The organism is Collinsella sp. HCP3S3_E5 (genome assembly GCF_052067635.1).
In the GTDB taxonomy this organism is placed as follows: Bacteria; Actinomycetota; Coriobacteriia; order Coriobacteriales; family Coriobacteriaceae; genus Collinsella.
Genome location: NZ_JBQHQF010000002.1, coordinates 15,091 through 27,820, shown reverse-complemented (window position 1 = coordinate 27,820; position 12,730 = coordinate 15,091). Strand labels below are relative to the sequence as shown.

Annotated in this window: 11 protein-coding genes; all 11 read right to left on the bottom strand. The window is 59.8% G+C overall.

Going from position 1 to position 12,730, the window contains the following annotated elements:
• On the bottom strand, nucleotides 1-906 hold the full coding sequence (gene pstA / locus ACTM82_RS00860) for a phosphate ABC transporter permease PstA (RefSeq protein ID WP_427727613.1): 906 nt from the start codon (nucleotides 904-906) through the stop codon (nucleotides 1-3).
• Nucleotides 907-909: 3 nt separating this feature from the next.
• The gene (gene pstC, locus ACTM82_RS00855; RefSeq protein WP_427719203.1) at nucleotides 910-1,836 is read right to left on the bottom strand and encodes a phosphate ABC transporter permease subunit PstC; all 927 of its coding nucleotides are present in this window, start codon (nucleotides 1,834-1,836) and stop codon (nucleotides 910-912) included.
• A 1-nt stretch (nucleotide 1,837) separates the two neighbouring features.
• Entirely contained in the window at nucleotides 1,838-2,674 is an 837-nt protein-coding gene (locus tag ACTM82_RS00850; protein WP_427727615.1) for a phosphate ABC transporter substrate-binding protein, read from the bottom strand.
• A complete protein-coding gene (locus ACTM82_RS00845) occupies nucleotides 2,671-3,471 on the bottom strand; it encodes a polyphenol oxidase family protein (protein ID WP_441053962.1) in 801 nt (266 codons plus the stop codon). Before ACTM82_RS00845 ends, ACTM82_RS00850 begins: the two co-directional genes overlap by 4 nt.
• A 210-nt stretch (nucleotides 3,472-3,681) precedes the next feature.
• Complete coding sequence (gene ftsZ, locus ACTM82_RS00840; protein ID WP_441016690.1) at nucleotides 3,682-4,833, bottom strand: cell division protein FtsZ; 1,152 nt, start codon at nucleotides 4,831-4,833, stop codon at nucleotides 3,682-3,684.
• Nucleotides 4,834-5,033: 200 nt separating this feature from the next.
• On the bottom strand, nucleotides 5,034-6,068 hold the full coding sequence (locus ACTM82_RS00835) for a cell division protein FtsQ/DivIB (RefSeq protein ID WP_441016687.1): 1,035 nt from the start codon (nucleotides 6,066-6,068) through the stop codon (nucleotides 5,034-5,036).
• 187 nt (nucleotides 6,069-6,255) lie between these two features.
• Nucleotides 6,256-7,167, bottom strand: a complete 912-nt coding sequence (gene murB / locus ACTM82_RS00830; RefSeq protein WP_154515248.1) for a UDP-N-acetylmuramate dehydrogenase — start codon at nucleotides 7,165-7,167, stop codon at nucleotides 6,256-6,258.
• A gap of 5 nt (nucleotides 7,168-7,172) precedes the next feature.
• The gene (murC, locus tag ACTM82_RS00825) at nucleotides 7,173-8,591 is read right to left on the bottom strand and encodes a UDP-N-acetylmuramate--L-alanine ligase (RefSeq protein ID WP_441053964.1); all 1,419 of its coding nucleotides are present in this window, start codon (nucleotides 8,589-8,591) and stop codon (nucleotides 7,173-7,175) included.
• A 96-nt stretch (nucleotides 8,592-8,687) separates the two neighbouring features.
• A complete protein-coding gene (gene murG, locus ACTM82_RS00820) occupies nucleotides 8,688-9,803 on the bottom strand; it encodes an undecaprenyldiphospho-muramoylpentapeptide beta-N-acetylglucosaminyltransferase (RefSeq protein WP_441053966.1) in 1,116 nt (371 codons plus the stop codon).
• Nucleotides 9,793-11,286: a putative lipid II flippase FtsW gene (ftsW, locus tag ACTM82_RS00815; RefSeq protein WP_441016681.1), complete on the bottom strand. Its 1,494-nt coding sequence runs from the start codon at nucleotides 11,284-11,286 to the stop codon at nucleotides 9,793-9,795. The genes murG and ftsW overlap by 11 nt, the downstream gene beginning before the upstream one ends.
• Before the next feature lie 36 nt (nucleotides 11,287-11,322).
• Nucleotides 11,323-12,729 carry a UDP-N-acetylmuramoyl-L-alanine--D-glutamate ligase gene (gene murD / locus ACTM82_RS00810; protein WP_441053968.1) on the bottom strand — a complete coding sequence of 469 codons (1,407 nt, stop codon included), beginning with the start codon at nucleotides 12,727-12,729 and terminating at the stop codon, nucleotides 11,323-11,325.
• Nucleotide 12,730: the final 1 nt, after the last annotated feature.

Below are 12,730 nucleotides of genomic sequence, written 5' to 3'. Positions count from 1 at the left end.
CTAGCGGCGTTTGCGCGACAGATAACGCGCAAACAGGTTGAAGGCCAGAATAATCGCCATCAGCAAAAGCGCGGTGCCGTAGGCTGCGTTCATGTTGATGCCGTCATTGGCAAGCAGATAAAGGTGAACGGTCATGGGGCGACCGGAATCGAGCGGCGAAATAGGCAGGTTGATGGCCTGGCCCATGGTGTAGAGCACCACGGCGGTCTCGCCGATGGCGCGGCCGATGGCAAGTACGATGCCGGTGGCGATGCGGCCAAAAGCCGAAGGAAGCACGATCTTGGAGACGACCTGCCACTTGGTGGCACCCAGGCCATATGCGCCCCAACGGATATAGCGCGGAACGGCGCGGATTGCCTCCTCGGTGGTACGCATGACAATGGGCAGCATCAGAAGTGCGAGCGCCAGGGCGGCCGAAACCATCGAAAGACCCAGGCCCATGGCCTCGACAAACAAGGCGTAGCCAAAAAGGCCCATAACAATGGAGGGCACCGAGGCCAGGGCATCGGCAGCATAGCGAATGATGTCGACAACCTTGCCCTGCTTGGCATATTCAGCCAGATAGACAGCAGCCAAGACGGCAACCGGCGTGCAGATGAGCATGGCGAGCGCCGTCACGTAGACGGTCGAGACGATAGTGGGCCAAATGCCGCCCTCGGCGTTTACTCCCTGCGGCCAGCCAAAGATAAAGTCGAGCGAGATGTGCGGCAGACCGTTGATAACTACATAGGCGATGATGGCGACCAGCACCAGCGTGGTGATATAGGCCGCGGCACGAAACACGCCGAGCATAATCTTGTTGGACAGATCCTTGTTGATGCGGCCCTTCTTACCATGGGAAAGGGCACGCTTGATGCGTTCGCGCGACGAGGTCGTATCGACCGTCGTGTCAACGGAATCGGACATAGCCTACCCCCTCTTCTTCTTGGAAATCAGACGGACGATGCCCACCAATGCGGCGGAAATGATAAACAGGACCACGCCCATGCCAAACAGAGCCGAGCGGTGCAGGCCCGAGGAATAGCTCATGTCGAGCGCGATCTGGCTCGTGAGCGTCGAGATGGGGCTCGAGATGCTGTCCGGGATGACCGGAGCGTTGCCAACGACCATGAGCACGGCCATGGTCTCACCGATGGCACGACCCATGCCCAAGACAATCGCATCGACGATGCCCAACTTGGCTGCAGGCAGCACGACCTTGTAGATGGTCTGCCACTTGGTGGCACCCATGGCATAGGATGCCTCGCGAATGCCCATGGGAATGGAATTGAGGGCATCGATGGTGAGCGTGGTGATGGTGGGAACGATCATGATGGCGAGCACGAACCACGCCGTCAGCGCACCAAAGCCAAGACCGCCGGTCAGCTGCGCGATAAACGGACGGATGATGACCATGCCAAAGAAACCGTAGATGATGGAGGGGATACCCGCCAGCAGGTCGACGGCGGGGCTGATGAGACTGCGCACGCGCTTGCCGGCGATCTCGACCAGATACACGGCCGTGCCCACACCCAGGGGCACACCCATGGCGAGCGCACCGACCGTCACCAGACCAGAGCCCGCCAGCAGCGACATGATGCCGTAGTGGCCCTCGGAGGGCGCCCACGTAAAGCTAAAGAAGTCCGCCAGACCGATGTCGGTAAAGACGGGCAACGCCGAGTACGTGGTAAAGACAAAAATCAGGATGACGGTAACGACCGCCAAGAACGCGCAAGCAAAGAAGATCCACTGCAGCGCCTTCTCTTTGAGATAGGTGCTGCGCGACACCAACGCCAACTCACGCTTTTTTGGCGCCTGAGCCTCTCGCTCAATCTGGGGGGTTTCCTGTGCTTCCATGCTACTCACTCCCCTTTCCGTCGTTGGTGACGGGAATAAAGCCCGCCTCGCGAATCTGCTTGTCCATCTTCTCCGACGTCACATAGTCAATGTAGTCCTGTGCACGCTGCGAAGGCGTACCCTTCACAAAGAAGTAAAGGTCGCGCGAGATGGGGTAGCCGCCACTTGCGACCGTCTTCTCGGATGCCTCGACATGGTTGACCGAAACAGCCTTAACCGAAGTCTTAGCGTTGAGGCTCTCGACAAAACCCAGCGAGATGTAGCCAATGGCACCACGCGAACGGGACACGACATCGCGCACCTGGCCCGTGCCCGAAAGAACGGCAGAGCGACGATCGAACGGCGTGCCGTCCATCACGATGGTACGGAAGGCCTCGCGCGTACCGGACGCCTCATCGCGGTTAATAACCTGAATCTTCAGGTCCTCTCCGCCGACTTCCTTCCAGTTGGTAATCTTACCGGCGTATATGTCGCGAAGCTGCTCGGTCGAGAGGTTGTCGACCGGATTATCGTCGTTCACGATGACTGCGATGCCGTCGTGCGCGATTACAATCGGGGTCAGGCCCAGATCCTGCTCGTCGGCATTGAGGCCACGAGACGAGCTGGCGATGTCAGCCGTGCCGTTGCTGACGGCCTCGATACCGGCAGAAGAGCCAAGGCCAGAGACGAGCACGTCGGTGCCGGTCTCCTCCTTAAAGCCCTCGGCCGCAATCTCGGCAATGGGAAGGCAGGTGGTCGAGCCGGCCACGGTGATAGAAGACGTGGAAGATCCCGAGGAGCAGGCACACAGCGTAAGCGTGAGCACTGCCGCGCTTAGGACCGATGCGATCTTTCTCATAGCATCACGCCGATCGCAGCATGGCGCCCACAGGTGCCGCCCTCGTTGCGGTAGGAATAAAAGCGGTCGTTATGACGAACGGTGGAGAGCTTGGCGTCCACAATGCCGTTCGCTTCGACGCCGGCGTCCATCAGCGCCTCGCGAATGGCGGCGGAAAGATCGAGCATACGAGAAGCGGCAGCATCGATGCACGCGAACTCGGAGGCAAAGCGGTCCATAAGTTCTTGGGACACCTCGTACTCGTCACCCAGGATATGAGGCCCAATATAGGCAGAGATGTCGTCTGGCTTGCAGCCAGCCGCCTCGCAGAGCGCTTGGCACGCCTTGGCGGAAATGCGCGCAATCGTGCCCTTCCAGCCAGAATGCACCACGGCAAAGCCGCCGGGAGCCACCAGCACAACGGGAACACAATCGGCAAAGCAAAGCATCACGGGCACCTCATGCGCCGTGCAGACGAGGGCATCGCAGCCCTCGGCAATCTGCTCGCGAATGTTCTCGAGATCATCGGCGCCGTTCGAGGTCACCGTCACGACATTGTCACCGTGTACCTGATTGGGGACAAGCAGGTTGTGCTCGCACTCGGCGGCACCCATGGCCTCGAGTACGCGGCGACGATTTTCTTGAACGGCAAAGGGGTCATCGCCAACATGCGAGCCCAGATTGAGTGAGGAGTACGCATCTTCGGAAACACCGCCAGTGCGTTCGGTGAAGGCAAAGCGGACATCGTGCGTCGCGCCCTCTACCAACGTAACTCCATCATGGTCGACACGCGAAACGTTGTCCGCACGTGCTGCCATACTAAAGCCTCCTAATAACACAAGTATCGCGGCCAAGCCGCAGCAGTCCGTGCCATACGGCTGCCATACTTCTACAAAAGGATACCCGCAGCGGTAGGGACCAAACGTAAGGGGAACGTAAAGAGATTGGAGGCTTTCGTTTACAAACGAGAAACAAAACGGGGTGCATCCAAATGGATACACCCCGTGCAGGTCGTTGAGAAAAACGAACTAGAAGCTACCACGCTTAAGGAAGTCGGGAAGCTCGAACTGGTCGTTACCAAAATTGGGAAGTTCCGTACCGCCGACGTTGCGGGTCGGGGCAGACTGAGCCGAGTTTGCAGCGGGAGCGGTACGCTGAGGCTCGGCAACGGAAGCCTTGCTCTGGGACTGCTGGGCAGCGAAGAGCTCATCCTGACGGTTGACATTAGAGTCGGAGAAGCCCGTAGCGATAACGGTGATGCGCACCTGATCGCCCAGGGACTCGTCAACAACGGTACCAAAGATGATGTTGGCCTCGGGATCGACGGCGTTGGCGACAACGTCGGCAGCGTCGCTGATCTCTTGGATGCCCAGATCCTTGGAGCCGGCGATGGAGAGCAGGACGCGCGTAGCACCATCGATAGAGCTCTCGAGCAGCGGGCTGGAAATAGCCTGCTGGGCGGCGTCGACGGCACGGGTGTCCCCAGAAGAAGTACCGATACCCATCATGGCGGTGCCGGCCTGCTTCATGATGGTCTTAACATCAGCGAAGTCCAGGTTGATGATGCCCGGGACGGTGATGAGGTCGGTAATGCCCTGGGTGCCCTGGGAAAGGACGCCATCGGCAATCGCGAAGGCCTCGAGCATGGTGGTCTTCTTCTCGGCGATGTCGAGCAGCTTGTCGTTAGGGATAACGATCATGGTGTCGACGCAATCGGAAAGGGTCTTAATGCCCTCTTCGGCGCTCTTCTTACGCTTGCGGCCCTCGAAGGTGAAGGGCTTGGTCACGACGGCGACGGTCAGCGCACCGACCTCGTTCATCGCGATATCGGCAACGATGGGAGCGGCGCCGGTGCCGGTGCCACCGCCCTCACCGCAGGTGATGAACACCATGTCGGCGCCAGCGAGTGCCTCGGCAATGTCATCGCGGGACTCATCGGCAGCCTTGCGACCAACCTCGGGGTTGGCGCCAGCGCCCAGGCCGCGGGTAAGGTCGGTGCCGATGTGGACCTTGATATCGGCATCAGAGATCGCGAGCGCCTGAGCATCGGTGTTGATGGCAACAAACTCGACGCCACGAATGCCCTCTTCGATCATTCGATTGACCGCGTTGGTACCGCCGCCGCCGACGCCGACCACCTTAATGACGGCAAGGTAGTTGTTGATCTCTGTCTCGTGCATGTCGGTCCTCCGAACAAAGGTTATAGCCATAGCATGGGTTGACCCCTGCGCACATTAACCTTCAGGTTGAAAGTAAATGCAAAGGTAAACCGTATTATGTTTGCACATTATGAACGTATCAGTCAAATAATTGACCGTGAAAACCAAACAAACCAGATAAACGGCGTGGTATGGCCCCTCAACAAAGCCACGCACCGACGCTAAGCGGTCGGTGCGTTTCTAAACGTATAGTTGCCGGGAGACCGAACGTTAATGTAGGTTACGCCCTCTACCTGCGACAGAAGCTTGGTCACGACGCGTTCCTTCTTGGCGATATCATCAGAATCGCCCAGCGAGACCTCAACGCCATTATCAAGATTCGCCGAGATGGCCTCGACCGAAGGTATAGAAATATCCTTGATCTGCGCCAAGAATTCGCCGGAAAAACCACGCACGTAATCCAGGCCCGCTTTAACGGCCTTGGAAGAAACAGCCCGCCCCGAGACCGGCTCGACATCAGCCGAGACATCGGTAAGCAGCACGGCCCCGTAGTGCTTGGCCAGCGCCAACGCAGCATCGATACCGCTCAACGTGTTGGCGCCCTCACCCGAAGTGACGACATTTCCCTGGTCGTCCACCTCCACAGAGGTCGAAAGCGGTGCGATCCAGGTGTCATCGTCTCCGATGGCCCAGGCAAGATCGTCGGAACTTATATAAGCGATCGCGGTGACCTTGCGCTCCGTCGGCGTAATGACGAGCGTGTGGGGAAACTGCCGTTGAACGTCCACGCCCGAAACCCACGGGTTCTGCTTGAGATCTTCGGTAATCTGGTCGGGATTTACGTTGAAGAGCGATGTGTTCTCGGGCAGACTGATCAGCTGCATGGCATCGTGCTTGGTCACATGCTCGCTGCCCTCGATCTGAATATCGGTAGCGGCAAACAGGCCGGAATTGATAACGACGATGGCAACGACGGCAAGCACGGCCACAGCCGCCAAGATACCGCCCACGATTTTGCCCTTGCCCTTAACGGCAGAGGCGGCCTCGGACGTCTTACTCGCCATGGCGCCAAGCGACGACAGCGGATTGATACCCTTATTGGTCGCAGGTGCCTTAGTGGCGGGCACCGACGTCAACGAGCGCGGCTTGGCAGCGCCCAACGTACGACCGGGATGCGTCGCTTTAGCCCCCAGCGAGGGCTTGGGCGTCACTATGGGGCGAGAGGGCTTGGCACCCATCGCCGACTTAGACGTCACCGAGGGGCGCGGAGCCGGGTGAACCGTCTTTTTTGCGGCAGGGCGTCCACCAAGTTGCGAGCCGACGACCGGACGTTTGGCGGACCGTACGGATCCAGCGGGCTTGGGGGACACAGGGGGCTTGCGTTGAGGCTGGACGGGTGCGCCGGAACGCCCTCCGGCGCGGCGGAAGGTAGGTTTCGATGCTCTAGAAGCCGAGGAATTTGACTTCCGGTCTGAGCTCGATGCCATACGCCTCCCTCACCTTTCCGTGCACATGCCTGATAACCGCGGCCACGTCATCGGCCGAGGCGGTACCGTTATTAACGATAAAATTAGCGTGTACGGGCGAAACTTCCGCACCGCCAACCGAAAAACCCTTTAATCCACAATCCTCAATCAGCTTGCCAACGCTCGCGTCGGGTGGATTGCGAAAGACCGACCCGCAAGAAGCGCGACCCATGGGCTGCGTGCGTTTGCGCCTCGTCAGGTACCGCTCCATACGCTCGCGAATGTCGGCCTTAGGCGCAGGCTTGAGCTTAAGCACGCACTCGAGAATAATCTCGTTGCGCGGCAGGCTGCACTCACGGTAGCCCCAGGCAATCTCGGACCCCGCATAATGCTTAATGCCGGATGCCGGGTCAAACGTGACCACATCCTCGACAAGCGAACCTATCCACTCGGTACGCGTACCGGCGTTCATAGATACGGCGCCGCCGACCGAGCCGGGGATGCCAACCGCAAACTCAAGGCCCGAAAGCCCGCGCGACAGGGCATCGTTGACCAAACGTGCGAACATAACGCCCGCGCCAACGGTCAGCGTGCAACCGTCCTCGGCAACAACGGTGCGCTGAAACTCACGCCCCAGCGAAATGACGGCGCCGCGATAGCCCGCATCGGCAACGAGCAGATTAGATCCCTTGCCGATAATGACCCACGGCACCTGCTCACGGTCGAGCACTGCCACGGCACGACGAAGGGCATGATAGCTATGGCACGTCACGAAGAGGTCGGCCTTGCCGCCGATACGATAACTCGTATGACGCGCAAGGCGTTCATCCTCGACTACATCCGTGTCGATCATGCCCGAAAGCGCCATGACGGCGTTAAACAGACCCATAGGGGCTAAGCGTCTTTCTTGGCAGTCAGATACTCGATGAACTCAGGGCCAACGGTCGTAACGTCGCCGGCGCCCATAGTAAGCAGCAGATCGCCCTCACCTACCATCTTCTCGAGCTCACGATTGAGCTCGAGACGGCTGGAGCAGTACACGACCTCCTTGCCAGGGTGCTTGGCGCGCACAGTATCAGCGAGCATCTTGGAGGTTACGCCCGGAATCGGCATCTCGCCGGCAGAGAACACATCGATGAGCAGCAGCTTATCGGCATTGGCGAAGGCATCGGCAAAGTCATCGCACAGCGCCTGCAAACGCGAATAGCGGTGCGGCTGGAACACGACGTCAACATGCTTGTAGCCTAGCGACGAGGCGGCGGCGAGCGTCGCCTTGATCTCGGTGGGGTGATGGCCGTAGTCATCGACCACGCTGATGCCATCAATATCGCCCACATGGGTAAAGCGGCGGCGGACGCCCTCAAAGCTCGAAAGCGCCTCAGCTGCGGCATCGACGTCGAGACCCAGGACATGGGCAACGGTTAGCACTGCCGTTGCGTTGAGCATGTTGTGGCGACCGGGGTTGCTCTTGATCTCGACAGCATGCTCGGTCCCATCCTCAAAGCGAACGATAAAGTCGCTCTGAATGCCCTTGACATCCGGATGCACGCAGACGACGTCGTTGGTTTCGGCAAAGCCATAGGAAAGCACGTGGCGGCCCGTCGACTTGGCGAGTTCGACCAGATGCGGGTCCTCACCGCAAACGATGACGGTACCGCTCTCTCCAACCAGGCCCATAAACTTGGCAAAGGTGGCCTCGATCTCCTCGATGCCCGAGTAGTGGTCGAGATGGTCGGCCTCGACGTTGGTCACGATGACCACGTTGGGGTTCAGGAACAGGAACGAGCTGTCGGACTCATCGGCCTCGGCGACAAAGTAGTCACCCGAGCCGTTCTTTCCGTTGGTATCGTAACCCTCGACGATACCGCCGATCAAAAAGCTGGGATCCAGACCCATGCGGTCGAGCATGGTGGCACACATCGAGGACGTCGTGGTCTTGCCGTGCGTACCGGCAACAGCGATGGTGGTGTAGCCGTGGCCCAGAGCCGAGAGCATCTTGGCACGGGGCCACACAGGAATACCGAGCTCGCGAGCACGCACAAGCTCGGGGTTGGACTCGGGAATAGCGGTAGAGACCACGACCACGTCGGGCTTGACCTCATCGATCGTGGCGGCCTCGTGGCCCACATGAACCTTCACGCCAGCACGGGTAAGCTGACGAATGTAGCGCGAGGTCTTAAGGTCGGAACCGGTAACGGCATAGCCACGCTCGTGCAAAACGAGAGCGATACCGCTCATGCCGGCGCCACCGATACCGATAAAGTGGGCGCTCTTGAACTCGGGCGCGGAGGTTGCAGTCTGGGAATCAGCCATGTGCTCGTGTACTCCTTGCGTAAACACTGCCTGTAACCCGTTAACTGTACCGCACCTACCGCATCCGCGCGAGCGCAAGCTCGATATCCCGTCTAACTAACGCAAACCCTCTACCGCATCGGCCAAAAGTGCGGCGGCGCGGTCCTGAGCCAACCCGCGCGCCGCCTGACGCATGGCATCGCGCGCTGCGGCGTCATCGACCAGATGCAGCAGCTCCTCGGCAAACGCCGGAGCATCGATATCGGCATCGGCACAAAGCACGCCGGCACCGGCATCGACCAGATAACGCGCATTGGTCGTCTGGTGGTCGGCCGTGGCATGCGGATACGGCACGAGCACCGAAGGCACGGCGAGGGCGGCAATCTCGGCCACGCTCGAGGCGCCGGAGCGCGAGAGCACCAGGTCAGCTGCAGCTAGCATGTCGCCCATGTTGTCAATGTAGGGCTGGACGCGATAGCGCTTCGTCTCATCGGACGTCAGCGCCAAAGCACGCTCGGTGTCCTCAAAGCCGTCGGCTCCCGTCGAATGCAAAATGTAGAGATTCTCGCGGGTCAGCAGCTCACTCTTGAGCGAGGCTACGCGCTCGTTGAGATGCTGGGCACCGAGCGAACCACCAGAGACGAGCAGAAGCGTCGCATCCTCGGGCACGCCAAGTGCCTCGCGGCCGCGGGCGCGATCGCCCTCAATGACCGAGCGGCGCACCGGATTACCGGTCATGAGCACATGCTCGGGGTCGCCCTCGCGCTCAAAGACAGAGCGCGCAGCCGGCACCGAGATACACACGCGGGCGGCATGGGAACTCATCATCTTATTGGCCAGGCCCGGAACAGAGTTCTGCTCGTGCAGCAGATACGGAACGCCCGCATCCTTGCACCAGCCCAGCAGCGGGACCTCGACGTAGGCACCAAAACCGATAGCCGCATCGGGCTTGCCAACCTTTGAGAAATGGCTGGCGAGCGAGCGCTTGGCCTTATTGACGCGCCACAGCGAGCTCAGCGCGGTCCAAGGACGGGAGCGGTCGAAGCCCGTGACCGTGATAGGTACAAAATCGAACCCGGCCTCGGGAACCAAACGACCCTCGAGCTTGTGCGACTGGCCCACGAACACAACATGATGTCCGCGGTCGCGCAACTCCTCAGCCAAGGCAAGCGCAGGGTTGATATGTCCCGCCGTGCCGCCGGCTGCGATAGCAACGGTCATCTTATCGGTCATGAAAATCCCTTCGTACGCGCGGTCCCTGATCGTCGGTGCGCAGACGCGCCGACGGGTCCGAATTCAAATTGATTCGATTATATCCGCCGCCCGAGCTTCGGGGGTTCGGGCGTTGGGGACGCCCCTGCGGAGCCGTTCGCGGGCGCGGACGAGCCGCCGGCTCGGACGCAGAGCCATCCAAGACGGTAAAACCGTTGCGCGAAGGGCGATCGCCGCGCACATGGGGCACGCCGGCGGTGCTCTCGTCCATAACGGCAAAGCTCTCGCGGCGACGGTCGTACTCATCACGACGGGCGCTCTCGTGCGAGACGCGCAAGATCAGCCCCGCAAGCATAAGCGATACGATAATCGACGAACCGCCGTAGCTGATAAACGGCAGCGGCTTACCCGTCATGGGAAACACGTTGAGGATGCCCAGCGCATTGATCAAAAACTGTACCGCGAGAATGACTGCGGAACCCGATGCCATGAGCGCTCCGCGACGGTCCGCAGCCTGTTCGGCAATGCGAAACGCTGAGTAAATCAGCATCGCAAAGACCAGGAAGAGCAGCGCGGTCCCGACAAAACCGACCTCCTCGCCGATAATGGCCAGAATATAGTCGTTGTGTGCCTCGGGCAGATACGAATACTTCATGGTGGAGTTACCGATGCCGCGGCCGAACAAGCCGCCCGAAGCAAACGCCATGATGGCAAGCGTTGCCTGATAGCCATCGCCATACTCGTCGGCCCAAGGGTTCAGGGCAACCTGAACACGCACCATGCGGTACGGCTCTGCAACAAGCGCAAACACACTCATGACAATGACGAGAATGATCACGCCGATGATAAACTTGGGGTCTAGGCCCGCAAATAACGCCATACACATGAGGGTCAGCGAGATGATCAAGACGGTGCCATAATCGGGCTGGATAAAGATCAAAAAGAGCGAAATGCCCAAGTAGACGACCATCTTACGAAGGAACTCGTTGATGTTGCCACCGGGCGAAAAGAAACGGTCGAGTATGATGGCAGAATACGCGATGGCAAACGGCTTTAAAAACTCAGACGGCTGGAACTGAATACCGGCGATGTTGAGCCAGCGCGTGGCGCCACGGCTGCCACTGCCGACAAGAAATACCGCAAACAACAAGAGAATCATGCCGATAAGGAAGATCCTAAGTACATTTTCCCCAAACCAGCTGTCCGGCAAGACGCGAACGATCGCAACCATGGCAAGCACGCCAACTCCGGCAAAGGTAGCCTGTCGAACCAGGAAAAACGTCGCCGAGCCGTTCTCGTGCAATGCCTCGACCGATGACGCCGAGTACACCATCAGCAGCCCAAAGCACACTAAAGTAAACAGGCACGCCATGAATATCAAACGAGGGCGCATGATGCGGGCGGGGACGCCGGCAATATAGCGTTCGCTGAGCGTCTGCCCGCCGCGACCGGAACGCGGCGTACTGCGCTGCGAGGAAGCACGGTCCGAGTCGGGCCTCCTCATATCTTGTCGGGGGCTCTCCTCTCTCACCGGCGGCCCCTATTCCATTTGCGATTTCGCTGCGGCGGCAAGCTGGGCCACGTAGTCCTTAAACACGCGGCCGCGCTCCTCGTAGCCCGAGAACTCATCGAACGAAGAACAGGCGGGAGAAAGCAGGATCACGTCGCCTCGGCTCGACAGCGAACGGGCAACGTCGACGGCGTCGCGCAGGTCGTCAGCCTGAGCGATATCAACGTCACCATCGACATCGGCCTCGTCCATAGCGGCGGTAAAGCGCTCGCGCGCATCGCCAAAGCAGACGACCGATCGCACGTTGTCCATGACAACGCGGGCGAAGGACTCGAGTGGCGTGCCCTTATCGTGACCACCGAGCAGCAAGATCACGTCGTCGTCGGGAAACGCCGTCAGGGCCTTTTCGACCGCATCGGTGTTCGTTGCCTTGGAATCGTTGACGTAGCGCACGCCATCGATCTCGCCACAGGGCTCAACGCGGTGCTCCAGCGGCTGGAATGAGGCCAGGCCGCGACACACACCGTCGACATCGGCACCGACGGCCAGGGCAGCCGTGGCAGCGCACAGGGCATTGATGACATTGTGATGTCCGGAGATTTTGAGCTCGGACGTGGCGATGAGCGGGGTCTCGACGCCCTTCAGGCGAATGACCATCTTGCCATCGCGCACAAATGCGGCGTCCTCGCCCGCAGGTTCGTCAAAGGCGACCTTGCAGATGCGACGACCCGGCGTGTAGACATACTCATCGAATTCATGGATACCGGCATCCTCGACGTCGATAACCACAAGGTCATCATCGACCATATTCTCGAAGAGCTTAATCTTGGCGAGCGCATAGTTCTTATGGCTCTTGTGCCAGCCCAGATGGTCGGGGGTAATGTTGAGCAGCACCGCCACACGGGGGTGAAGCTCGGTCGTCGTTGCGATCTGATAGCTCGAAAGCTCAGCTACAAACCACTCGTTATGCGCGCGGTCGTCGATTTCGTTCACCGGAGGCTCACCGATATTACCGACAGCAACGCTCGCCTCGCCCGCTGCCTTAAGCAGGTAGTCGGTCAGCGACGTGGTGGTTGTCTTGCCGTTGGTGCCCGTAATGGCGATCCAATTTTGGGGAGACAGGCGGTAGGCAAACTCGGGCTCACCCATGATCTGGGCAGCGTGATCGCGGCCAGCCTTAAAGAATGCCGAGAACTCCGAGATGCCCGGACACGTCACACATACATCAAACGCGCCCTCGACCTGCTCGGTTCCGTAGACAAACGATACCCCGCGCGCCTCGAGCGAGCGCGTGGCATCATTGGGCTCGGACGTGCCGCCACCGTACACGGTAACGGTACTCACGCGCTCGGGGTGCGCAAGCGCCCAGCGAGCGACATCTAGACCGGACTTACCCTGGCCCAAGACGAGCAGGCTAAAGGAATCTGCAAGAGGCATG